The sequence below is a fragment of the Salinivibrio sp. MA351 genome, from assembly GCF_001996065.1.
Taxonomy (GTDB): domain Bacteria; phylum Pseudomonadota; class Gammaproteobacteria; order Enterobacterales; family Vibrionaceae; genus Salinivibrio; species Salinivibrio costicola.
The window spans coordinates 25707-49108 of sequence record NZ_MUFG01000002.1 but is presented as its reverse complement, the minus strand read 5'-3'; the positions used below and the strand labels follow the sequence as shown (position 1 = coordinate 49108).

At 48.2% G+C, this 23402-nt stretch carries 19 protein-coding genes; 7 read left to right on the top strand and 12 right to left on the bottom strand.

Features of this window, described 5'->3' with window-relative positions:
- Window positions 1-114: 114 nt before the first annotated feature.
- Window positions 115-2292: a YgiQ family radical SAM protein gene (locus tag BZG78_RS01580; RefSeq protein WP_077660193.1), complete on the bottom strand. Its 2178-nt coding sequence runs from the start codon at window positions 2290-2292 to the stop codon at window positions 115-117.
- Window positions 2293-2532: 240 nt separating this feature from the next.
- On the opposite strand from BZG78_RS01580, the gene BZG78_RS01575 reads away from it, so the two are divergent.
- Complete coding sequence (locus BZG78_RS01575) at window positions 2533-3750, top strand: MFS transporter (protein ID WP_077461293.1); 1218 nt, start codon at window positions 2533-2535, stop codon at window positions 3748-3750.
- Window positions 3751-3835: 85 nt separating this feature from the next.
- Here the strand turns inward: BZG78_RS01575 and BZG78_RS01570 are convergent, their stop codons facing one another.
- On the bottom strand, window positions 3836-5143 hold the full coding sequence (locus BZG78_RS01570) for a GGDEF domain-containing protein (RefSeq protein WP_158011775.1): 1308 nt from the start codon (window positions 5141-5143) through the stop codon (window positions 3836-3838).
- A gap of 146 nt (window positions 5144-5289) precedes the next feature.
- On the opposite strand from BZG78_RS01570, the gene BZG78_RS01565 reads away from it, so the two are divergent.
- Window positions 5290-5967: a hypothetical protein gene (locus BZG78_RS01565; protein WP_077660192.1), complete on the top strand. Its 678-nt coding sequence runs from the start codon at window positions 5290-5292 to the stop codon at window positions 5965-5967.
- Window positions 5968-6138: 171 nt separating this feature from the next.
- A complete protein-coding gene (locus BZG78_RS01560; protein ID WP_077660191.1) occupies window positions 6139-7722 on the top strand; it encodes a diguanylate cyclase in 1584 nt (527 codons plus the stop codon).
- Window positions 7723-7823: 101 nt separating this feature from the next.
- On the opposite strand, the gene BZG78_RS01555 is transcribed toward BZG78_RS01560, so the two are convergent.
- Window positions 7824-8324, bottom strand: a complete 501-nt coding sequence (locus BZG78_RS01555) for an META domain-containing protein (RefSeq protein WP_077461296.1) — start codon at window positions 8322-8324, stop codon at window positions 7824-7826.
- A 600-nt stretch (window positions 8325-8924) separates the two neighbouring features.
- Between BZG78_RS01555 and folE the strand changes: the two genes are divergently transcribed.
- Window positions 8925-9581 carry a GTP cyclohydrolase I FolE gene (gene folE / locus BZG78_RS01550; RefSeq protein ID WP_033379171.1) on the top strand — a complete coding sequence of 219 codons (657 nt, stop codon included), beginning with the start codon at window positions 8925-8927 and terminating at the stop codon, window positions 9579-9581.
- A 102-nt stretch (window positions 9582-9683) separates the two neighbouring features.
- Here the strand turns inward: folE and BZG78_RS01545 are convergent, their stop codons facing one another.
- The 4 genes from BZG78_RS01545 to BZG78_RS01530 all read right to left on the bottom strand — a co-directional run bounded on the left by BZG78_RS01545 (window position 9684) and on the right by BZG78_RS01530 (window position 15801).
- On the bottom strand, window positions 9684-11237 hold the full coding sequence (locus BZG78_RS01545) for a PAS domain-containing methyl-accepting chemotaxis protein (protein ID WP_021022788.1): 1554 nt from the start codon (window positions 11235-11237) through the stop codon (window positions 9684-9686).
- 164 nt (window positions 11238-11401) lie between these two features.
- On the bottom strand, window positions 11402-12595 hold the full coding sequence (locus BZG78_RS01540; RefSeq protein ID WP_021022789.1) for an amino acid aminotransferase: 1194 nt from the start codon (window positions 12593-12595) through the stop codon (window positions 11402-11404).
- Between the two features lie 83 nt (window positions 12596-12678).
- Complete coding sequence (gene asnS, locus BZG78_RS01535) at window positions 12679-14079, bottom strand: asparagine--tRNA ligase (protein WP_021022790.1); 1401 nt, start codon at window positions 14077-14079, stop codon at window positions 12679-12681.
- Between the two features lie 102 nt (window positions 14080-14181).
- A complete protein-coding gene (locus BZG78_RS01530; protein WP_077660190.1) occupies window positions 14182-15801 on the bottom strand; it encodes a methyl-accepting chemotaxis protein in 1620 nt (539 codons plus the stop codon).
- Between the two features lie 263 nt (window positions 15802-16064).
- Between BZG78_RS01530 and queD the strand changes: the two genes are divergently transcribed.
- Window positions 16065-16427 carry a 6-carboxytetrahydropterin synthase QueD gene (gene queD, locus BZG78_RS01525; RefSeq protein ID WP_077660189.1) on the top strand — a complete coding sequence of 121 codons (363 nt, stop codon included), beginning with the start codon at window positions 16065-16067 and terminating at the stop codon, window positions 16425-16427.
- 187 nt (window positions 16428-16614) lie between these two features.
- On the opposite strand, the gene queE is transcribed toward queD, so the two are convergent.
- Window positions 16615-17280, bottom strand: a complete 666-nt coding sequence (gene queE / locus BZG78_RS01520) for a 7-carboxy-7-deazaguanine synthase QueE (RefSeq protein WP_077646847.1) — start codon at window positions 17278-17280, stop codon at window positions 16615-16617.
- 265 nt (window positions 17281-17545) lie between these two features.
- Between queE and BZG78_RS01515 the strand changes: the two genes are divergently transcribed.
- The gene (locus tag BZG78_RS01515) at window positions 17546-18760 is read left to right on the top strand and encodes an ROK family transcriptional regulator (RefSeq protein WP_077660188.1); all 1215 of its coding nucleotides are present in this window, start codon (window positions 17546-17548) and stop codon (window positions 18758-18760) included.
- Between the two features lie 90 nt (window positions 18761-18850).
- On the opposite strand, the gene sstT is transcribed toward BZG78_RS01515, so the two are convergent.
- The 4 genes from sstT to BZG78_RS01495 form a co-directional block, all read right to left on the bottom strand.
- Entirely contained in the window at window positions 18851-20068 is a 1218-nt protein-coding gene (gene sstT / locus BZG78_RS01510; RefSeq protein ID WP_028569616.1) for a serine/threonine transporter SstT, read from the bottom strand.
- Between the two features lie 306 nt (window positions 20069-20374).
- Window positions 20375-21079 carry a ChrR family anti-sigma-E factor gene (locus BZG78_RS01505; RefSeq protein WP_077461302.1) on the bottom strand — a complete coding sequence of 235 codons (705 nt, stop codon included), beginning with the start codon at window positions 21077-21079 and terminating at the stop codon, window positions 20375-20377.
- Window positions 21076-21645, bottom strand: a complete 570-nt coding sequence (locus BZG78_RS01500) for a sigma-70 family RNA polymerase sigma factor (RefSeq protein WP_101494590.1) — start codon at window positions 21643-21645, stop codon at window positions 21076-21078. The genes BZG78_RS01505 and BZG78_RS01500 overlap by 4 nt, the downstream gene beginning before the upstream one ends.
- 126 nt (window positions 21646-21771) lie before the next feature.
- Entirely contained in the window at window positions 21772-22341 is a 570-nt protein-coding gene (locus BZG78_RS01495) for an LON peptidase substrate-binding domain-containing protein (protein ID WP_021022797.1), read from the bottom strand.
- Window positions 22342-22495: 154 nt separating this feature from the next.
- Here BZG78_RS01495 and BZG78_RS01490 point away from each other — a divergent pair, with 154 nt between their 5' ends.
- Window positions 22496-23293 carry a MetQ/NlpA family ABC transporter substrate-binding protein gene (locus BZG78_RS01490; protein WP_077660187.1) on the top strand — a complete coding sequence of 266 codons (798 nt, stop codon included), beginning with the start codon at window positions 22496-22498 and terminating at the stop codon, window positions 23291-23293.
- Window positions 23294-23402 lie beyond the last annotated feature (109 nt).

Genomic DNA, 23402 nt, shown 5'->3' with positions numbered 1-23402 from the left:
ACGCCGACACGTTATCGTAAACGCCCCATTGTTGGGGCGTTTTGCTTTCTATTTTCTGTTCTTTGTCTTTTGTCCTTGAGCCTTGAGCCGTATAGTGACGTTTGACTACAAATCTTAAGTCCGTTTATCTCGACGCTTAGCGTTGGAACCCGCTTGTTTATGTGTCTTCGGTTTGTGCCTGTTAGGCTGGCGGATATCGGGCTGCTTTGGATGCTTAGTGGCAAAGCGCTGAGTGCCGTGACGCCCTGAGCGACGCTGGCGACCTGTTGTCGCTACGCTATCTTCTGTGGGGACTAAGCATTTCGGGCCGTTACCAATTAAATGTTTTTTACCCATCGAGACCAACGCCTCACGGATCAGTGGCCAGTTCGCCGGATCGTGATAACGCAATAAGGCTTTATGTAAGCGACGTTGGCGCTCTCCTTTGGCGACGGTCAGTGCTTCGCGTTTTTTATAACGTACCTTTTTGAGTGGATTGGTCTCTGAGTGATACATCGCTGTGGCGTTACACATTGGCGATGGGTAAAAGTTTTGCACTTGGTCGCACTCAAAGTCATTCTCTTTCAGCCAGCACGCCAGATGCACCATATCCTCGTCGGTACAGCCAGGATGAGCGGCAATAAAGTAGGGAATTAAATACTGCTTTTTCCCCGCTTCTTTACTGTATTTCTCAAACAAGGCTTTAAATCGATCGTACGCCCCCATGCCAGGCTTCATCATCAGATCGAGGGTGTTTTTCTCAGTGTGCTCGGGCGCGATTTTGAGGTATCCACCGACATGATGCGTGACCAGCTCTTTGACATATTCTGGAGATTCGATCGCGAGGTCGTAACGCACGCCTGATGCGATCAGCACCTTCTTAATCCCTTCGACTTGACGGGCTTTACGATAGAGATCGATGGTATGACGGTGATCGGTATTGAGCTTGTCACAAATTTTTGGGAAAACGCAGGACGGGCGACGACAGTTTCGCTCAGCTTTCGGATCGGCACAGCCTAAGCGATACATGTTGGCTGTCGGTCCACCTAAATCTGAAATGGTGCCTGTAAAGCCGGGCACTTTATCGCGGATATCATTAAGCTCTTCAATGATCGACGCTTGCGAGCGATTTTGAATAATCCGGCCTTCATGCTCGGTAATTGAACAGAACGAACAGCCACCAAAACAGCCGCGCATGATATTCACCGACGTTTTAATCATATCGTAAGCCGGGATCTTAGCTTSGCCGTATTGCGGATGCGGCACGCGGGCGTAAGGTAAGCCAAAAACGTAATCCATTTCTTCTGTGGTCAACGGCACCGGAGGGGGATTAATCCAAAGCAGTTGGTCACCATGCTGTTGCGCGAGCGCACGCGCAGAGTAGGGATTCGCCTCTAAATGCATCACTCGACTGGCATGCGCATATAAAATCCGGTCGTTTTTGAGTTTTTCAAACGAGGGTAAGCGAACAAAGGTGTTCTTGGCATCGTGGCGAGAAGGACGAATACTAATCGGTTTCGCCGCGTCAGGTTCCGTTTTTTTGCTGGTCTCGCACTGGGTCTCAGTGGCATAAGGGTTAGGCATCGTCATTGCTTTACCCGGCTTATCGATGCGGGTTGAGTCTACTTCTGCCATTCCCTCAGGCGGTGACTTCATCATTACGGCTGTGCCCGCGATACGCGTCATATTGGCCAATGAATCTCCGCGTGACAAGCGGTGTGCAACGTCAATCAATGCACGTTCCGCGTTACCAAATAATAAGATATCGGCTTTTGCATCACACAACACAGAGCGACGAACTTTGTCTGACCAATAATCGTAGTGAGCCAGGCGGCGTAAACTTGCTTCAATGCCTCCAAGCACGATGGGTGTCTGTTTGTAAGCTTCTCGACAACGTTGAGAATACACCAAGACAGCACGATCAGGTCTTTTACCCCCCTCATTATTCGGGGTGTAGGCATCATCATGGCGCAGTTTACGATCCGCTGTGTAGCGATTGATCATCGAGTCCATGTTACCCGCGGTGACACCAAAAAACAGGTTAGGCTCACCGAGTGCCATAAAGTCTTCTTTAGTGTGCCAATTGGGTTGCGAAATGATTCCGACTCGAAAGCCTTGTGCTTCTAAGGTGCGTCCAATCACGGCCATACCAAAACTGGGGTGATCGACATAGGCATCGCCCGTGACAATGATGATGTCACAGCTGTCCCAACCAAGAATATCCATCTCTTCTCGGCTGGTTGGCAAAAAAGGCGCAGGCCCGAAGCAAGCGGCCCAGTAGGGGGTATAGTCGTATATAGCAGTCGGTGTCACGTCTTTGTCTCTTGGTCTGCCGCGCGTGTGAGCAAATGATTTGCAGTCATGCGCCAAAGCGGGCGATTAATTGGCCGGCGATTTTAGCGATATTCCTGCATAGAGTATAGGGGCAATATGTGATGTTCGGCATTGTGACGCACTAATAGCTGACAATGAAACTAACTTAATGTGAATCTATTTTATTACGCACATTGCCGTTGCTAGTATAGGGTCATCTGACTAAACGGTGAGGTTGTCATGATTGAGCTTGGCTCATCACGTTATCGGCTGACGGCATTTGCACTTGCGTTCGGCTCTTTTCTGATTTTTTGTAACCTTTACTTGTTCCAACCGATGTTGCCTGTGTTTGCGGCCAGTGATGGGATCAGTGAAACGCGTGCGAACTGGTTGCTTGCGGCGGCAACGCTAGGATTATCTTTTTCCTTGGTGCCTTGGGCGGTACTCTCTGAACGTATTGGGCGTCGGCCTGTGATGCTGACCAGCTTATGGATGCTGCCGCTTGTTGGGCTTGCGATGGCGAGTACCTCATCATTTTGGATGATTGTTCTGCTGCGTGCGTTGATGGGCTTGTCTCTTGGTGGATTTGCGGCGGTGGCGGTCGCTTACATGGCCGAAGAGTTTTCTCCCAAGGCGCTAGCGATCGCCGTGGGCAGTTACATCAGTGCTAATTCACTGGGTGGCATTTCTGGTCGCGTTGCTGGTGGTATAATGACCGATTGGTGGGGCTGGCATGGTGCGGTCCTCGCCATGGCGGCCTTCACACTGGCGGGAGTGATGATCGTGACAAAATTGCTGCCTCGTCAACGCTATTTCTCCCCAGGTAGAACATCGTTGCTCACCCATTCACGTGGGGTCTTGTCGCATTTACGTACGCCAAGTTTGTGGATAGCCATGCTTATTGGTGGGGTGAATTTTGCATTGTTTGTTAACTTATTTTCGGTCACCGCCTTTCGACTTGTAGCGCCTCCTTATCAGTTACCAGTAAGCTTGGTGTCATCGGTATTTGTTTGTTATCTCGCCGGTACGGTGACATCACGGCTCAGTGGCCGGTGGGTGCTCAAATATGGTGCAATCAGAGGCATGGCCTTTGGCACCTTGGTGGCGATGCTAGGCGTATTAGTGACATTAAGTCATGATATACCTTGGATAGTTATTGGGTTGTTGGTGGTTAGCGGTGGGGCTTTTTTCACTCACTCTTTAGCTTATGGGTGGGTGAGCCGCCAAGCTGCACAAGGCAAAGCAACCGCAACGGCTTTGTATTTGGTACATTATTATGTCGGTGGCAGTCTTGGCGGCTTTTATCTCATCGCGGCTTGGCAGCATTATGCATGGTTCGGTGTGGTCATCGCCGCATTAGCGTTGGGACTGGTTTTATTAGGTTTGGTGTTTGGGTTATCCCGGGTGGTGAGTCGAAGCCGCGCTCGCAAAATACACCAGCAAACGGCGGCCCCATGAGCACGGCCTCATATCATACTGAGCCATGAGCTTGCCGTACGATGGGCTTATGGCATGAACGCCGTCGACTCACCGTGCGGCTGATTTAAAGTGATGCTTCGGTCGGCATATCAATGTTGTCGCGGCTCACTGAATGTCGTGCATCAACACTGGTTTGATGACCCGGTTGGTAGGCACGGACACAATTTCGTCCTTCGGCTTTGGCTTGGTAAAGCGCACTGTCCGCTCGTTCAATCAAAGATGAGAGTGTGTCACCGGGTTGAAAGGTGGAGATACCAATCGACGCGGTCACCTTGAGCGGCGTTCGGCTTTCATCAATTGGCACATCCATACTTTCGACTTCTTCGAGTAATCGGTTAGCGATTTGTGCCGTGACCTCACCACTGCATTTAGGTAAGAATACGATAAACTCTTCGCCACCAAAACGACCAAAGATGTCAGATTTTCTTAGTCGCTCTTGCACTGTACGTGTAAACGACTGTAAAACAACGTCGCCAGCGTAATGGCCCCATTTGTCATTAATGCGTTTAAATTTATCCAAATCAAGCAACAACACAGAAAAGGGAGAATGTCGTTCCTCGCTCACGGCGAGTGCGCGCATTGCCAGTTGAAGCAGCATTCGGCGATTATAGATCCCAGTGAGCGGATCGAGTGTCGCCTGGCGATAAAGGCGCAAAATCATATGTAATTGCGAAAGCTGTGACCAGACCACCATGAAGGCAATCACTGTCTGTAACCAGTATGAGGCAATATTGTCGGGACTGGTCATGGTGCCACCGAACGAATCCACCCAGAGATGGCAAGCTAAAGTAATTGTCATTAACGATAAACTTTCGCGCATGGTGAGCGGAAAGATAGTGAGCATGACTATCTGAATGATCGGCAATAGCGTGTAGCTATAGGAAAACGCGGTGTTCTCCGTAGGGAAATGAAGGGTGTGGCTGGCAGAGAAATAAAAGGCGTTGGTGGCAATCACCATCGCGACGAGACCGAGTTTAGCCGATTTTAGATTGTTAGCTCGACTCACTGCATAACCAATCGTTATCAGCACCCCACCTAATAGCAAGCGTTGCAATGAGAGTTGGGCGGCGGCGGTAGTGTCCGATAGGAATAGAAAATCAGCGACAGACCAAGCAATCGTGAGCCCAGCCCATACGTAACACAGTACACATAAGCGACTGCGCAGATAGGTACTACGTGTGTTATTAAAACTGTTGGCGTGTTTTTTTGCACTCCAAAGTTCAAAAAATGATATTTGGAGCTTATAAATAATGTGCCCTAAGGTCTCACTCATCATTGCACCCATTGTCCTTTCCGCTTGTGCAAAGGTTCCCGCTGCTCGCGCCACTTTGTTATTATCGCGTCGTGCGGTCATGTTGTTTTTATCTGTCATAAAGGTTGGTATAAGTGTACAAACATGCCAGTTTATTGGCGGTTTTGAGTCTATTTCGTGCATTCAATGTGATCGATGGCGCTTTTTAATGTAATCAGTTCAATAGTTGACTCTTTTTTAATGCTTTATGTAAGGTAATTTTTGTTATGTACATGTTACTTGTTCCCGCGATCGTGTCTGCTGTTTTGGGGGCACAACTCGTGTTGTCGTTAGCCCTTTTGAAGGGCGATATTTGCCCCGGCCAGCGAGGGCGTTTTCATCATGCTTTTTGGGTGCCGACTTTTGCTTGGTTGATCTTGGTTCCATCTAGTTTTTTCGCCATCTTACCCTTCTTAACGTTAGGGATATTTGCGTTTCGATCAAAAACGGGCAAAACACGTCGGTCAGGTCCCATTCCTTTGTTGTATGTCGCAAATTTATTGGGCGTTGTTACATGGATTACCATACTGATGGCTGAGGGTGGGCTACTGGTTGTCGCCGGGGTATTACAGCTGGTGTTACTTGGTGCAAGCTTGGGGCATGGTCTATTAGTGCGTGCGCGTTCACGTTTGCAGGCTTTTGACACGTTATTACCACTGGCAAGTGTGATGGCGTTTATGGGACTGATGGTGTTTGTCGCAAGCGTGGCGGCGTTAAGTCATTCAGATATCGCACCTAGCCAGATTAATGCGTTTGTTGCCGGGGCTGGGTTTGGCTTGTTGGCTCTCGCTGCGCAAATTTGGCACTTAATAAAGCGAATTAAGCCCACATTGTGGCGTATAAATGCAGGTGTCTTGTTTATGTTTGCAGCCGTTACTTGTCTCAACTCAGTTGTCATGGGGTAAATGTAGCCTGCATGCCAAGATAGTGTTAAAAAATTGATCGTTTATAGTCTTGCCCACTACGCTTACAAGATAAGTGGGTTATAACGCCCCCTCGTTTATCGCGTAGGTAACATGTTTATCGCGCAGCTAACATATTTATTGCGTAGGTAATATAGGGTAAGGATAGTAATAATGCCTCGGCGTGCATGGAGTATCATCATCATAACGGCGCTTATTGGCGTAGGGTTTGCGGCATTCACGGCGCATCTACTCTATCAAAAAGAGCAAGAAGCCATTCGTAAAGAGCTGCACAAGGATGTTAATAATGCGGCAATGGCGCTGGCGCGCGAGGTCAACCTGGGTCTTGAACTGCTTTATGCGGTTAAGAATCACTTCGATGCTGGGCATCGCTTAAACGCTCGCAATTTTCAGCCTCTAACCTCTGGGGTATTAAAGCGTCATCCTAGTTTCAAATCGATCGACTGGGCCGATATTGTCATGCATCATCAACGCCGGCATTACACACAAGGTATGACAGCGGCTCAGCCTGATCGAACAAGCTTCAATATTGTTGAACTCAACGATCAGAGCCAGTTAGTAACCGCCTCTCGCCGTGATATGTATTTTCCCCTTAGATTTACCTCAGGTAACAATCAATCAGACGCTGTGATGGGTTATGATTTGGGCTCAACATCCATCACACGCCAGGCACTTAAAACCAGCTTTAATACTGGTGTACCAGTGGCTACGCCTGCTACGACCATTGAACGGGCGTATGGTGATGTACGTGGCTTTTTGCTCATTATGCCGATTCTCGTCGATCCCGAACAACTAGCAGGGGATGATACCCAGGATTTGCGTGGATTTTTAGTGGCAGTGATCGATGTAGAAACCCTGGTCAATCTTGCGATAAAAACCGTGATCAATGACGGTATCAATTACACCCTAATTGATACCACCGATCCTAATCATCGCCAAGTGTTGCATACCCATCGTGTTGAACTGGCACAAATGAAGGATTCGCTGGCACAACAGCCCGCTGAAGCCATTTTATTTGCCGGACGAGAGTGGGAGTTGGTGGGCTATCCCACAGTCAGTTACATGCAACAAAGACAAAGCTGGGTGCCAATGTGGACGTTTTTGATCGGTAGTGGCATCTTTTTTGTGATTTGTTATCTGCTCTATCGCCTGCAGGCACGGGCGTACAGTGTTCAAGTCCAAGTCGAGCAAAAAACACATGCGCTCAAAGATGCGAATAGCCGATTAGAATCAATGACCAAATGTGATGGGTTGACGGGGTTATATAACCGAACCCAATTTGAACAAGCATTAGAGCGCGAAATCCAGCGTGCGGTCCGTGATGAAACACCCCTGAGCTTAATGCTGGTCGAAATCCAGCACCTATCTAATTACAACAGCCAATACGGTCGGGTTGCGGGTGATCAGTTGATCCGCCAAGTGGCACAAGCCATTGATGAGATGCTTAAACGACCAGGCGATCTCGTCTGTCGTTACACGGGAAGTCAATTTATTGCAATATTGCCTCGCACTGAGGGTGCCTCGCGATTAGGTGAAGAATGCGTCACCGCGGTTAAACGGCTTCAGATACCTTTTGAGGACGAACCGGAGAGTCGGGTTGCTGTGTTTGTAGGCGGCGTCACCGTGACTAAGCAAAAAGAAATGACGGCTTCAAGACTATGCGCTTATGGCGAAATAGGCTTGACGCGAGCGAAGGCTGATGTCGATAAAGGTTGGCATTGGATGGTGGTGTCGTGAAAAAGCGAGCGGTAACAAGTACCGCTCTCTAGGATAACTCATCGGCTTTTACGTTCACGAGCCGGTCTTTAAGATCAGGAATCGATCTTTGAGATATAGAGTTAATATTTCTCGCCCTTGTTGAAGCGTGAATTTACCGCTGGGCTCTTAAGTAACGGATCATCTGTCGCCTTGGATGAGTTAACTGGGGTAAAGACTAAGGTGTGCGTATCATTACTGAGTAACAATGTGTTATTGCGCACGCTAGCGTCGCTCCATTGACCCAACACTTGGCTCATGGTTTGTTCTAACGCCATTGAGTTTTCCGCGCAAGCCATTCTCGTACTGGCCATACGATCAATCTTGAAGCGATTATTGTCGAGTTCCGCCTTACCAAAGTAACGGTTACAGCCGGTATAGCCGTTGACTTCCATATCCTTATTGACGTTTAACGTTGGGGATCCTTCCGCACTGATAGCCTGTTGATCAATCATGGTGAGTTGCCATTGCTGAGCAACGCCAGAGGTTGTGACCTCGTTTTTAGCATTGTTCGCATCATTGCTACTGCTACAGGCGGTGACGCCAGCAGCAAGCATGACCGCCATCAATACGTGTCTCTTCATAATGACTCCTTAGTCACTAACGGTGGGTGTTAATTCAAGCGTAGTTAACTTAATAACAAATATGCCAATAAAAAATTGGCTTTATGTCAAGGCAATGTCTTTTTTGGTGGGGGATAAAAAAAGTCCCCGGTAGAGGGGACAAGATATACCATCGCGTGTTTATTATTATTGAAATAACCTCACTAGGGAGGTGTCTTTTGCCAGCATAATTGCTAAGCAGGAGAGTGCTGCGGCCGATTTGGATATCAACTTTCGACTGTGATTCGAATGCGTCAACGATACGATACAATCTGCAAACGATATCAAACAAAAATGACAGTTTGATTTCATTGATATGATGGTGTTTGAGATAGAGAAAGGGGTGTGATCTTAAGCAAGTTTGCATCTGGCCTAAGGTAAATCGAATGGATGTTCACGATGCTTGACAAAAATGAACTGCCGAGATTAGGCAATCCGACGCCAGCGGATAAATCCACAGTCTCCGCGAGGTGTATTTTTGGTATATTAACGTTATGCTTCTATTTAATGACAACACTGATCTGATAGCGACTACAGTGTGTAAGTAAAAGAACGGCTTAAGGCATACCTAAAAAGGAATCCATCATGGCATTAAGCGATGCTGCAAAAAAAGTTCAGGAAGCTCTGCTCGCGCGTGGGATCGAAACCCCAATGACAACAGCATCAAAGATGTCTTCTGAAGAACGAAAAGAAAAAATCGAGTTTCACATGCGTGAAATTCTGCAGTCGATCGACTTGGATCTTACCGATGATAGTTTGGCAGAAACACCAGCGCGTATTGCCAAAATGTATGTCGATGAGATTTTTTCCGGACTCGATTACTCACAGTTTCCCAAAGTAACCATGATTGATAATAAAATGGGATGTGATGAGATGGTTCGGGTAAAAGATATTTCTGTGACTAGCACCTGTGAGCATCACCTTGTAACCATTGACGGTCGTGCGACTGTGGCGTATCTGCCCGACAATAAAGTGGTTGGCTTGTCTAAGATTAATCGCATTGTACGATTTTTTGCCCAGCGTCCGCAGGTCCAGGAGCGGTTGACTCGTCAAATTTTAGTCGCGTTACAGACGCTGCTAGAGACTGACAATGTCGCGGTACGTATCGAAGCGACACACTATTGCGTCAAATCACGCGGGGTGATGGACGCGAACAGTGAAACGACCACAACGGCCTTAGGGGGCCAGTTTAAGAAAAATGCAGCGACACGCGCTGAGTTCTTGCACGGTATCCAATAATAAAAGCGCCAGATGGCGCTTTTATTCGCACTGCTTAAGCTTTTATTTGTACTGCTTGGCTTTTATCCGCGCTGCTTAGCTAGTATGTGAAGTGCTCCGCGATTATTCGAACTGCCTAGCGATGTCATGGAACTGGCGTACTTTATCGCGAAGTTGGCTGCTTGCCTCTGAGACATCATTTACTTCATTGAGGTTCTGCTGAGAAACGGACTCAATGCTATGTATGTCGCGACTAATGTCAGTAAATGTCTCTAGTTGCGCTTGCGCGGAATGATGCGTCTCATTCGTTCTTCCCACCACATCTTCGATGGCCGTCGCAACAGCATGTAAGCTTGAAATACTGTTAGACGTGGTATCAACACACTGCTGTGTTTGTTCATGGCTTTCATGGATCTGAGTTTGCCAATGTGCAATCGTGTTGTGCATCTCTTGTATTGACGCTTGAATTTGTTCGGTTGCACTTTGAGTGCGGCTGGAAAGTGCACGCACTTCATCGGCGACAACGGCGAACCCGCGACCCTGCTCACCGGCTCGTGCTGCTTCAATGGCCGCGTTTAACGCGAGCAAATTGGTTTGCTCAGCAATGCCACTGATTTCACTCATCGATTCGGTCACGCGTTCAGCGGTAGCCGATAGCTGTTGGGTTGCCGTGAGCGAGTGTTCAGATTGCTGGGAAAGCGCTTTTAATTGTTCCCCGGTCTGTTGTAACCAGGATTCAGTTTCTTGGCTCTGCTGCTGCACAGACTGAAGCAGTTCAACGCTTTGTTGCGCATTGTCAGATACCTTATTCGCCGATTCCGAGGCATGGTCAATATTGCTAGCAATCGACGAAATCTGATCGCTTTGCTTGTTAATCGCATCGGAGACGCGTTTCGACAAGGCGCTTAATTCGTCCGAAAACTGGTTCAACGACAGGGAAGCATCGAGCATACGACCCAGAATGGTGCGAATTCGGGCATTAAGTAGCTTAACTTTATAATCAACGACCGAACTTAGACCCGTGCCTGAATAAATATAGCGACTAATACTGTCGTAGTCCGTTTGAAAGCGGCGGCTAAGCGTAGGCAGGGTAAAAAGCTCATCGCGAAAAATCGTCCCCAGTATCAATGGCATCGCAATGGCGCCGGCAATATCCCATCCGGAAATCACGCGATCAAAGATCAGGGAAATGGGCGCGGCGGCTAAACCGATTGCCATTAAACCCCGTTTTACGCCTGTGGGCAGGTCTGCAATCGAAAAGTGTTTAAGCGATTTCCCTGCTTTTTCTGCCGCACAGAGCTTTTGGTAAACCTGTGCCGCGCGATGCTTCACGGCGGGATCAGGCTTAACACGTACGGACTGATAGCCCATGACTTGGCCCCGATCATAAATCGGCGTAACATACGCATCGACCCAATAATAATCACCGTTTTTACAGCGGTTTTTGACAATTCCCCGCCACGGTTGATTGGCCTTAAGGTTACGCCACATATCCGCGAACGCCGCTTTCGGCATATCGGCATGACGAATAATATTATGGGGTGCCCCCGTCAGCTCATTGTCTTCATAACCCGCAATACGAATGAATTCCGGATTACAATAAGTAATGACGCCGCGCTTATCAGTGGTCGAGACGAGGCGTTCATCGTCACCAAATACAACTTCATTATTACTCATAGGGTTTATCTTTTTGGTCACAGTTCATAAAAAACCTGGTTGGTTTTAGTGTAGCGGCTCTGGGCTTGTTATTAATTGTTTTGTTAATAAATTGTTTAAATATAAATGCCGCCAACAAAAAAAGGGCCTAGCGGCCCTTTGTTTCATTTTTAAGACAGCGACGCTTAGTCTAAAACCTTTGCGATCGCAGTGCAAAGTGGCACCATATTAGTGTGCGTCATACCCGCAACATTAAGCCGACCGGAACCGACAATGTAGACACCATGATCAGCCTTTAATGCATTCACTTGATCCTTATTCAGCCCTGAGAACGAGAACATACCGTTTTGTTGCTCAATAAAGCTAAAATCACGTGAGACGCCTTGCGCTTTGAGTGTTTTGACAAATTCCGTGCGCATGGCTTTAATGCGGTCTCGCATCGTGGCCAATTCTTGTAACCATTCCGCCTTGAGCGTTGGGTCATTAAGAATCGTCGTCACCACCGCTGCGCCATGGGCAGGTGGGTTAGAGTAAATCACTCGGGCGATACTTTTAACTTGGCTAAAGGCGGTGACCGCTTCTTGCTCTTGACGCCCGACCAGTGTAAAGGCACCAACGCGTTCGTTATATAAGCCAAAGTTTTTCGAGAATGAGCTTGCGATCAGCAGCTCTGGGCAGACGTTAGCGAAAATACGCAGACCGACTGCGTCTTCTTCTACGCCTTTGGCAAAGCCTTGATATGCAAAGTCAAACATAGGCAGTAAGCCTTTACGTTGGCAGAGATCTGCTAAAGTTTGCCATTCTTGCTCGGTCGGATCGATACCGGTTGGGTTATGACAGCAGCCGTGGAGTAGCACGACATCGCCCGCTGCCGCTTTCTCGAGATCAGCGACCATCGCTGAAAAATCTTTGTCATTTTTGGCCGGATCGTAATAGCTGTATTCTGCGAGAGTTAAACCTGCCGCGGTAAACACGCCTTTATGGTTAGCCCAAGTTGGGTTACTGATCCAAATGGTGACATCGCCCAGGTGGCGTTTAATAAATTCACCTGCTAAGCGAAGGGCGCCGGTGCCGCCGGGAGAATGTGCGGTTTGTGCGCGTTTGTCTTTAATGACATCCGCATGCTCACCAAAAAGTAATTGCTGAACGGCAAGGCCATATTCGGCGGTGCCTGGAATGCTCAAATAAGATTTGGTGGTTTCTTTATCGAGTAGTAGTGCCTCGGCTTTTTTTACTGAGGTTAAAACGGGCGTTTCGCCGTGCTCGTTTTTATAGACCCCGACCCCGAGGTTAATCTTATCTTCACGTGGATCCGCTTTAAATTCTTCAGTTAGCCCTAGGATAGGATCAGCAGGTGCCGCAGAGATTTTCTCAAACATTGGTGTCGTCCATGGTTATGATGAATGAAAGCTAAATGCAAATAAAAGGCTGCAACCTGCAGCCTTTGGATAAGTGTATCTATTTAGAAACTGGCATTGCGTGGTGAGCGAGGGAATGGGATCACGTCACGAATGTTGCTCATTCCCGTCACGTATGAAACCAGACGTTCGAAGCCCAGACCGAAACCAGAGTGAGGGACAGTGCCATAACGGCGAAGATCGCGGTACCACCAGAAATCTTCTTTTTCTAGACCCATTTCTTCAAGGCGTTGGTCGAGCACATCTAGGCGCTCTTCACGCTGAGAGCCGCCGATGATTTCGCCGATACCTGGTGCGAGTACGTCCATCGCAGCAACGGTCTTACCGTCATCGTTCATACGCATATAGAATGCTTTAATGTCTTTCGGGTAGTTTTTTACCACAACCGGTGCATTAAAGTGCTCTTCTGCCAGGTAACGCTCATGCTCAGAGGCTAAATCAATGCCCCACTCAACGGGGAATTCAAAAGTTTGGCCGCTGTTTTGCAAAATAGTGACCGCATCGGTGTAATCCACTTGCGCAAAGTCGGCGTTGACGAATTTCTCCAAACGAGTCAGAACATCTTTATTGATCCGCTGTTCAAAGAATTGCATGTCATCTTTGCGCTCATCCAACACGGCCTTGAAAACATATTTTAACATGGCTTCTGCAAGCTCAGCAGAGTCATCAAGATCGGCAAACGCCACTTCTGGCTCAACCATCCAGAACTCAGCCAAGTGACGGCTAGTATTGGAGTTTTCTGCACGGAAGGTGGGACCAAACGTATACACTTTACTGAGTGCACAGGCGTAAGTTTCGGCATTTAACTGACCCGATACGGTCAAGAACGCTTCTTTGCCAAAAAAGTCTTGATCGTAATCGACTTCGCCTTGTTCGGTTTTTGGCACATTGGCCATGTCTAGGGTAGACACCCGGAACATTTCCCCCGCACCTTCACAATCCGACGCTGTGATCAGCGGTGCAGACATCCAGTAATAGCCTTGCTCATGGAAAAAGCGATGAATGGCTTGTGAGAGCGTATGACGTACACGTGCAACGGCACCAATTACGTTTGAACGTGGGCGGAGATGCGCCACTTCACGCAAGTACTCAATCGAATGGCGCGTTTTCGCCATTGGATACGTGTCTGGATCGTCAACCCAGCCAACGACCTTCACTGCCGTTGCCTGAAGCTCATAGGCTTGACCTTTTCCGGGCGATTCAACAACCTTACCCGTGACCTCAACGGAGCAGCCTGCGGTCAGGCGCAGAACGTCTTGCTGATAATTATCCAGCTCATTAGGGACCACGGCCTGAATAGGGTCAAAACAAGAACCATCATAAATGGCAAGAAAAGAAATACCGGCTTTGGAATCTCGGCGTGACCGGACCCATCCACGCACAGTCACTTCAGTGTCGACTGCCGCCTTGCCGCGCAGGACGTCTACTACAGGCGCGTATGTCATAATTCGCTTCTATCTCCGTTTAGGTAATGCGGCCAACGGGGTGTGACCGCATCAGTGATTTTGCAAGTTAGACTAGCAAGTTTACCTGTATCCTGTATAGCTTCAAGGTTTGAGCGTGTCTGAGAGCTGAAATTGGCCAATTAACCCTTCAAGTTGTTCAACCAGCTGCTCGAGATTTGCACTAATCGCTTTTACCTCATTAGCATTGGTTGCGGTATCGTTGGCGTGACTTTGAATACGACCCACTTGAGCGAGCAAGGCATCGGTCATTTGCGCCTGGTGATCACTTTGTTTGCTGATGTCATTGGCGTTGTCATTGACCGTTCTAACTTGGTCGGCGATATTACCCAAAGCGGTAGAAAGTTCCATCACGGTTTCTGCACGTTGATTAGCACTTTCACTGGTCGCTTCAACCGCTTGCGCAGAGGCTTCACTGCCTGCACACAAGTTTTCAATGATGGTTTGGATTTCACCAGTGGCATCATGGCTACGACTGGCAAGGTTGCGTACTTCGTCGGCAACCACCGCAAACCCTCGGCCTTGCTCTCCGGCTCGAGCGGCTTCAATGGCGGCATTCAACGCCAATAAGTTAGTTTGCTCGGCAATTTCCCGGATCACGCTGAGGATCGTCGTTACTTGCTGGCTTTGTTGGTTAACATCCAATATTTGTGTGCGTACTTGGCCAATATCAGCCACCAACTTACGAATATCATTGGCCGCGACATTCGCCAGATCACTGCCCTGATTGGCACTGCCTGCGGCAGATTCACTCAATTGCGCCGCTTCTTGAGTACGATTTTGAATGTCGTGTTGATGCTGTTGCACATCATCGATGGCTGAAGACATGTCATTGGTTTCGTGACGTTGGCTATCAGCTAATTGATCGGTATGGCTTGAGACACGGATCAGGTTCATGGCCTCAGCAGACAGGGTTTCTGAGGTGCGCTGAACTTGTTGCAGGCTGGTAGAAAAGTTATCAAGCAACTGGTCGCAACTATTGCACAGTTCACCAATCTCGTCGTCACGGGTATTATTGAGGCGCTCGGAAAGATTTTTGTCATGGCTGGTGCGTTTCATAAAGGCAGAGACGCGCTTAAGCGGGGAGACTACCCAGCGGCGAATCACAGTGAGTGAGATTAAAAATCCAATCACAGCGATGCTGCCCATGATCCCAGCGGTAATTAACATTTCTCTATCGATAGTGCTATACAAAGGCTCAAGATCATACTCGAGCCGGATAACACCGAGTACGGTGCCTTCCTCTGCTACGTGGCATTGCAGACAATTGGTACCGCGATAATCGCTGCTCGCTTTCATCGGCAGGGCGACCACCAATCCTTTTCCCGCATCAGCATCAAAGGTTTCGACAATGGTTTCACCTTTGAGGGCGCGTTGGTCAATGGCATCCTGGGCAGATTGCTCAGGGTTTCCTGGGCCAAAAAAGCGGGTTATTGCCTCTCCACGGATCACGCGAGCGTCGTCGATGCCTTTGTGTGACAGCATTTTCTCTCGCAACGTATTACGCTGGCTGATGGTGCCGGTGAGCATCAGCATATTAAGGCTATCAAAGTAGTTGGACGCTTTATCTAAGGTTTGCTCGCTGACAATCGATGTCATCAAGGCTTTTTGTTGATGCGACTGATAGGCCAGCGAGGTGGCGAGCACAAGAGCGAAAACAAGAAAAAGAGCAAGAAGAATTTTGCTCGCAAGGGTCATACGCATGAGTCAACCATTTGTTATTAATTTATAGAGTTATCAGTTCTAGCCTGTAGCGGCTATGTTAAACCGAGAGCGCACTTGTGGCGGTATCCTCATATAAAATGTGTGATTTCATCGACGTAAATCGTCCCAATAATGAGATGGAAACCCGTATTGCGAGGCATTCTGGCCGCACAGACTAACGGGTGTGGTCGGATGAATGCGTTTGAGTCGGCCAGCGAATTTAAGTAGCATGCGGCCTCTTGTTGTTGTTGGAATGAAGTAAAATGACCACTGAGTTGTTTAAAGAATTTACCTTTGAGGCGGCACACCATTTACCGAATGTGCCAGAAGGCCATAAATGTGGGCGTTTACATGGGCATTCATTTACGGTGCGTTTGTATGTAGAAGGCGACGTTGATCCGTATACGGGGTGGGTGATCGACTTTTCCGAAATAAAAGCGGCTTTCAAACCGATTTATCAGCGCCTGGATCACTACTATCTCAATGACATTGAAGGGCTAGAAAATCCAACCAGTGAAGTGCTAGCACACTGGATTTGGCAACAGGTAAAACCGAATCTGCCTCTGTTAAGCCAGGTCATGGTGAAAGAAACTTGTACCGCAGGTTGCACTTATCGAGGTGAGTAACGAAACTCGACGTGAGTAACAATACTCGAGGTAAATAAGAAGCAGTCGAGAGAAATAAAAAAACGCCGAGTAGCAGTGTCCAGCTTTATGAGGTCACTTCAGTACTCGGCGTTTTTTGTCGCTTTTCGACGTGTGCTTTGCTCCATGACGGCGCGATTTATCTTGCCACCGTCCTCGTCATCGTCACTTAGGCGATATTCAAATACTTGTGTGTTTGCACGGATAAACGCCAGCCGCGCGCAATGCAGGTGTCGATGCAAAGTTTGGTTGCACGTGGCTTTTGGCTTACCGGCTGCAGCGCAATGGTTGCACCAGGAGAGGCTGGGCAGGTCTCAAGCAGAGTCTCTAATTGTGTAATGTCCTTTTCTGTCCCCACCGGATGTTTTATCTCATTGGCTCGCGCCATCGCACTGGCGAGAACGGGCAATTTACCGCGCATATTGATTTTGGGCGACACCGTTACCCAGGTGGCTTGGCTCGCATAGACCGTATAGGTGCCACTGGTTTCAATTTGGCATTGGCATCCAGCCTCTTCCAAGGCTTCCGTTAAAGGTACCAAATCATAAAGACAGGGTTCGCCCCCGGTAATCACGATATGCTTAGCGTGATAGCGTTGCGTGATTTCAGTGACGATATCTTCGGCTCCTAGCCAGCACCAAGTCGGTGAATCCTCTGACTTATCAATAATAAAGATCTTATCTTGCTGATCCTTATCATCCGTTTCCCAGGTTTGCTTAGTATCGCACCAGGCACATCCTACTGGACATCCTTGCAAGCGGACAAAAACCGACGGAACCCCTGTGAAGGTGCCTTCGCCCTGGATCGTTTCAAATATCTCGTTGACTCGGTACATGGTGATTAATAGCGATAGAATATGAGCTCCGCATTATGCCAACGAATAAGTTTGAGATCTTGTTTTTTAGCCCGCGATCAGAGGATGAACAGCGTTACTGTTTAGACAGGTTTTGTGAGTTTGTACGCGATTTCAAAGATACAAAGTGACAAATGTCACGTGCTAGCGGCCAATTGCTTCACAATTAGTTCGCGAAGTAAAAAAATTCACCTAAATAGGCGGTGTCAGGGTTTATCGCCACAGCCACGTAGTAATAGGAAAGGGCATGATTATTGGGCAGCCGGGACATATCGATCATATTAAGCGCAAAAATGCGGGCACGATTTATAACTTAATCGACCGTTTTGAGCCTATTTCGCGGATCGAACTCTCGAAACGCAGCCAACTGGCGCCTGCCAGTATCACCAAAATTGTGCGCGAACTGATGGACGCTCACCTTGTAAAAGAAGCGCCGATCCAAGAAACGAGCATGCGCGGGCGTCCAGCTGTAGGGCTGATGCTGGATAACGAAGGCTGGCAATTTTTGTCCATGCGTCTAGGAAGAGGTTATCTCACTCTTGCGCTGCATTCGCTAAGCAGTGAAATTTTGATTCAAGAACGGCATGAATTAACGGTGGTGGCGCAAAGTGCATTACTCACCACCGTGGTCGATCATGTCAACGCGTTTTTCTCTCGTCACCAACAAACGGTGGATCGTGTCACCAGTATTGCGATTTCGCTACCGGGCTTGGTAAATAGTGCCCAAGGCACCGTGATTCAAATGCCGCACTTCGAGGTCGACCATATGCCTCTAGGGCCTGTATTACATCGAGAGACCGGTTTGCCGGTATTTGTGGGGAACGACACCCGTTCTTGGGCACTAGCGGAAAAGTTGTTTGGTAACGCGAAAGAAGCAGACAGCGCCGTTCTGGTCGCGGTTCACAGCGGCGTTGGGGCCGGTATTGTGCTCGAGGGCAAAGTGCTTCAAGGGCGGATCGGTAACGTTGGCGAGTTAGGTCATATTCAAATTAAGCCCTTTGGTAAGCGGTGTTTTTGCGGTAATTATGGCTGTTTGGAAACGGTCGCAAGCCTGTCCGCGATCTATGAGCAGGTGGAGACATTGCTCAATGAAGGGCATCCGAGTTGCTTGCGCGACCAACCCCTCACGATAGAGGCTATATGCGATGCAGCGGTGTCAGGCGATGGTTTGGCCCACCAAGTGATCACCGAGCTGGGGCATCACTTGGGAACCGCCATAGCGATTGTGGTGAATTTATTTAACCCAGAAAAAATATTATTTGGTGGCGAATTCAATCGCGCTAAATCGGTGTTGTATCCTGCGATCATGGAATGTTTAAAAACGCAGACGATTCCGCTGTATAGCAAGTACCTAGTCTTGGAAGAAAGCTATTTTTATACCCAAGCGACGATGCCTGGGGCGGCGATGGTAAAGCAGGCGATGTATGATGGCAATTTGCTGATGAAAGTGCTGGAGGGCTAATCGTTGCCTTGGTTGACAATTAAAAAGCGGTTAAAGAAAAAGCAGGTGTTGATGCACCTGCTTTTTTTTGATCTTGGCTAAGGGCGTTGGTTAGCTGTTTTTACGCTCTTCACCCAAGCATGCCGCCGCGGTAAATACTACGTCGGTTGAGCTATTCAGGCCCGTTTCGGCAGAGTCTTGTAAAACACCGATAGTAAAGCCAATCCCAACCACTTGCATGGCAATCTCTTGTGGAATACCAAACAAATTACACGCGAGTGGGATCAACAATAGGGAGCCGCCAGCAACCCCCGACGCGCCGCACGCGGATACCGCGGCCACCACACTCAACAGCACAGCCGTGGCGATATCCACTTGGATACCGAGTGTATGAACAGCAGCCAGGGTTAATACGGTAATGGTGATCGCCGCGCCTCCCATATTGATGGTGGCACCGAGTGGGATAGAGACAGAATAAGTATCTTCATCCAAATCAAGGCGGCGGCATAGCTGCATATTCACTGGAATGTTGGCTGCAGAGCTACGGGTGAAGAAAGCGGTGAGACCGCTCTCACGCAGGCAGCGAAAAACAAGGGGATAGGGGTTTTGACGCGTTTTGATATACACAATCAGCGGATTTACCACCAAGGCGATGGTTGCCATACTGCCGAGTAGCACCCCCAAAAGGTGTAAATACCCCATCAAAGCATCAAAGCCACTTTTCGCTAACGTGCTTGCCACTAAGCCAAAAATACCCAAAGGCGCAAACCGGATCACAAAGCGGACGATCATCGATACCCCCTCGGATACATCCGAGAAGACACGTTTGGTTTCGTTCGACGCATGATGAAGAGCAATACCTAAGCCAATCGCCCAAGCCAAAATACCAATATAGTTACCACTCATCAACGCGTTAACAGGGTTGTCAACGATATTGAAAAGTAGCGTACTTAATACCTGGCTAATGCCCTCTGGCGGCGTAATGCTAGCATCCGTTGCGGCAAACTCGAGGGTAGTCGGGAACAAAAAACTCATGGTCACCGCGGTCAATGAAGCCGCAAGGGTGCCGATAAGATAAAGCCCAATAATGGGGCGCATGTTGGCCCGTTGGCCTTGTTTCTGGTTAGCAATGGACGCTGCCACTAAAACGAAAACCAAAATGGGTGCGACGGCCTTCAATGCGCTGACAAAAAGTTGTCCGAGCAATCCGGCTGTGCCAGCAAGCTCGGGGGATAGATAGGCTAAAACACCACCGGCAAGAATACCGATGAGTATTTGAAGTACCAGCGAGTTACCTCGACTGACACTGGCGAGTTGTGTTTGACTCATGTGACTCTCACTTCACTGTGTTTATTATCAATGGCTGTTAATGAATCGTTAGAAGTGACGAATTAAACCAGTTAAATTCACCCTATGTAAAGGGAAAATTGTTACTTTGAACTAGTTAGGTAGGACTGAAGTGGCGAGTTATGATTAATGAGAGGTTTATTTAGTGTAATTATTCTGTTATCACTGCAGAATAAATGGTGATAATTCTAGGTCTAGCCGAGCAAATACGTGGATTTAGGCGGCCATCTAGCATAAAAAAAGGCGACCATAGCGGTCGCCGAAGGATAACAACTAGCACAGAAATTTTTAGTAAATCGCATGTCCCACGGTATTGAGCAACTTACTCACACCTTTTGTGAAGTAGAGAGGGGCATCTGCAATGGTATAGCAAAGGCAACCTTCTTTTGTGTATGGCGTATGATGGTGACGGCTATCGAGTAAAATAAAGTCACCTGGCACATACTGACCACTTTCATCTTCAAAGGTACCGTCCAACAAAAGGGTTAACTCATAGCCCTTATGAGTGTGCGCAGGCACTGAACCGCCTTCATCGATATGAAGAAAACTGGCTCGCGTTGCCCCTTCGTCGAGATTAAGTCGCGCACGTTGAACTTTACCAAAGGATGCCCAATTTGAATCGCCGAATCGTTGCAGCGCTCGAGGTAAGGCATATGTTTTTTCACCGACAGTAATTTGTGTTGCGCGCGCTTCAGGTTGTTCCGCGCCAGATTGCGTCAGCGCATCGGCATCGTTGGCAGCCGCTTGTTCAAAAATGGCGGATAGCATTTCATCTTCAGCATTGTGATCCCACTCATTTACCATCAACGCTTCGTCGCCGACTGTTTCTTGATCAAACGCCACTGATGCAAGCTTTTCTTCTGCAGTAGCCACGTAAGCTTGGCACTCCTGGCAAAGTTCAACATGAGCAGACAACGCAATCGCCATCGAAGTCGGCAATTTGCCAGCAGCAAAAGCATCCAGTAAATCGGTCGATGGGTGATACTTAATCATTGTTTTACCTCCAGGTGATTGCGAAGCTTTTCTAGACCTAAACGCAATCGGGACTTGACGGTGCCCAATGGCACATTTAATTGTTCTGACAACTCTTGATGAGTCAATTGCTTGAGATAAACCCCTCTAACCACCTGCTGCTGGACCGCGGGTAACTCGTCAATAAAACTGAGAAGCTCTTGGTCCATCATGTACTGAGCACCGGAATCTGTTTCGTTGTCCTGTTGCCCTGACTCGAGAATGGGCCAGATATCATCGCTAAAATTGTCTTCGCGATTCGATTGCACCTTACGGAGCATATCGAAGCTTAAGTTACGCATGATAGTGAATACCCATGTCGTCGCCGCGCCTTTGTCAGAATTATACAAGTGGGCTTTGCGCCATACCACTAGCATGGTTTCTTGTACTAACTCCATTGCTTGGCCGTCGGCTCTTAAGTGCTTTGAACCATAAGCGCGTATCTTAGGGCCAAAAAATCGGAACAAACGTTCGAACGCTATGCGGTCGCGGTCTTCTGCAACTTTTGCTAATAATTCAGACAACTCTTCCTTCGTCACGTCAGTCATGTTGGCACGCGTGTCCCGTCTGGAAATGGTGGTCTCAGTATACATGGTTTGTGGCGCAGTCATAGTTGAGTCCTATCTGTCGTAGCCGTCCATCTCGCTTCCAATACGAGGCTTAAAACAATTGGATCACTCGACTTCTTGCTCGAGAAGCTGACTGATAAATTGCTTCGCCTCTTCTGCCGATTCTTGCGCGATAAACCATTGTTTTTGCGCGTTAGAAAGCGGCAAAATTTCTAACCAGCGTTGGCAACTCCAGGTTAAGTCTTCGAAATACGGCGCCTCATATTGCTCAGCATGATCCGGGTGGGCGGCGAAGACATTTTTAAGTCCTGCGGCGATACGCATTTTTTCTTCATTTTCTTCCTGGTCAATAAACTCGTCATGTGGCCAGTCATTCAGTGCCTGTATCTCGCCCACCCAGAGCTTGTCGGCCTCTTGCTCTGTCGATTGAATTTTTACCCGTTGACGACCTGCAATGGTAATGCCTAATAAACCATCGGGTAGTGTTTCAAAATCGACAATGTCCACCAGTGTGCCATATCGATATAAACGTTTACCTTGCATCATCGCCAGTACGAATCCCTGTTGATTCGCCGAGCATTCGCGGACCAAGCGCAAATAGCGAGGTTCAAAAATGCGCAGCTTAGCTCTGCCCCCGGGTAGTAAGAACAAGGGTAGAGGAAACAGCTTTGTCATATCTACGTCTCCTTATTGATTCAACATGCCTGCCACTACGCGACCAGGGTTGGATACGATCAAGACAGAGACTGCATTACCACAATCAGGTTGACATCATTATAAGCTGTGGCATTCTGGACGTCTAAACATCTGCTTTTCTAAGGGAATCGGAATGACGTTAAAGCGACCAGGATTTTGGATTGCGTCAGTGTTACTGGCGTTGGTTATCAGCGGCTGCTCAGATCAGCCAGAAACGATAAAGATTGGTGCGACTGTCGGTCCCCATGCGCAAGTCGTAGAAGCGGTTGCGAAACAGGCTAAAACAGAAGGAATTCATGTCGAAGTGGTGGAATTTTCGGATTACATCTCTCCGAATGCCGGTCTGGCAGATGGCAGTCTTGATTTAAATAGTTACCAACATCAGCCGTTTCTCGATAACTTTAATCAAAACCATGATAGTGAATTGGTCTCGATTGGGCGTTCCATCCTTATGCGGATGGGGATTTACTCAGACAAAGTACAGCGCGTGGACGATTTACCCCAAGGCGCACAAATTGCGATCCCTAACGATCCGACCAACGCCGGGCGCGCCTTGCTATTACTGCAAGACGCAGGGCTGATCACCTTGGCCGATAACGTTGGCTTTCAAGCGACACTACAAGATGTTACCGCTAACCCCAAGCAGTTCGATTTTGTCGAAGTAGAAGCGGCACAACTGCCTCGCAGCCTACAAGATGTCGATGCCGCTGCAATTACCATGAACTATGTGATGTCATCAGGGCTTAATCCAAGTGATCAAGGTATTTTCTTAGAATCGAAAGACGCACCGCTCGCAGTGATGGTTGTGGCAGCGCGGGCAGAGGATAAAGATAATCCGACCTATCAGCGTTTGTTGGCGCTATTTCAATCAGAGGCAACACGTGCGTTTCTACAAAAAACCTTTGATGGCACGATCGAACCGGCTTTCTAGTTTTTAAAACCGGCCAGCGATAGCTGGCCATTGATATACATTCTCAATCATTGTTTACCATTCAGGGAGTTATTGCGTTAACATGCCTCTCAGCTTGTGGTTTTAGCAT

What these genes read in the sequence shown, in the direction of transcription:
- queD (WP_077660189.1), top strand. Translation starts at nt 16,065, where the DNA reads ATGACCACTGAGTTGTTTAAAGAATTTACCTTTGAGGCGGCACACCAT.
- BZG78_RS01555 (WP_077461296.1), bottom strand. Translation starts at nt 8,324, where the DNA reads ATGAAGAGACACGTATTGATGGCGGTCATGCTTGCTGCTGGCGTCACC.
- BZG78_RS01530 (WP_077660190.1), bottom strand. Translation starts at nt 15,801, where the DNA reads ATGCGTATGACCCTTGCGAGCAAAATTCTTCTTGCTCTTTTTCTTGTT.
- BZG78_RS01565 (WP_077660192.1), top strand. Translation starts at nt 5,290, where the DNA reads ATGTACATGTTACTTGTTCCCGCGATCGTGTCTGCTGTTTTGGGGGCA.
- BZG78_RS01505 (WP_077461302.1), bottom strand. Translation starts at nt 21,079, where the DNA reads ATGATTAAGTATCACCCATCGACCGATTTACTGGATGCTTTTGCTGCT.
- BZG78_RS01515 (WP_077660188.1), top strand. Translation starts at nt 17,546, where the DNA reads ATGATTATTGGGCAGCCGGGACATATCGATCATATTAAGCGCAAAAAT.
- asnS (WP_021022790.1), bottom strand. Translation starts at nt 14,079, where the DNA reads ATGACATACGCGCCTGTAGTAGACGTCCTGCGCGGCAAGGCGGCAGTC.
- BZG78_RS01495 (WP_021022797.1), bottom strand. Translation starts at nt 22,341, where the DNA reads ATGACAAAGCTGTTTCCTCTACCCTTGTTCTTACTACCCGGGGGCAGA.
- BZG78_RS01560 (WP_077660191.1), top strand. Translation starts at nt 6,139, where the DNA reads ATGCCTCGGCGTGCATGGAGTATCATCATCATAACGGCGCTTATTGGC.
- BZG78_RS01540 (WP_021022789.1), bottom strand. Translation starts at nt 12,595, where the DNA reads ATGTTTGAGAAAATCTCTGCGGCACCTGCTGATCCTATCCTAGGGCTA.
- BZG78_RS01490 (WP_077660187.1), top strand. Translation starts at nt 22,496, where the DNA reads ATGACGTTAAAGCGACCAGGATTTTGGATTGCGTCAGTGTTACTGGCG.
- BZG78_RS01500 (WP_101494590.1), bottom strand. Translation starts at nt 21,645, where the DNA reads ATGACTGACGTGACGAAGGAAGAGTTGTCTGAATTATTAGCAAAAGTT.
- BZG78_RS01575 (WP_077461293.1), top strand. Translation starts at nt 2,533, where the DNA reads ATGATTGAGCTTGGCTCATCACGTTATCGGCTGACGGCATTTGCACTT.
- BZG78_RS01545 (WP_021022788.1), bottom strand. Translation starts at nt 11,237, where the DNA reads ATGAGTAATAATGAAGTTGTATTTGGTGACGATGAACGCCTCGTCTCG.
- sstT (WP_028569616.1), bottom strand. Translation starts at nt 20,068, where the DNA reads ATGAGTCAAACACAACTCGCCAGTGTCAGTCGAGGTAACTCGCTGGTA.
- queE (WP_077646847.1), bottom strand. Translation starts at nt 17,280, where the DNA reads ATGTACCGAGTCAACGAGATATTTGAAACGATCCAGGGCGAAGGCACC.
- BZG78_RS01570 (WP_158011775.1), bottom strand. Translation starts at nt 5,143, where the DNA reads ATGACAGATAAAAACAACATGACCGCACGACGCGATAATAACAAAGTG.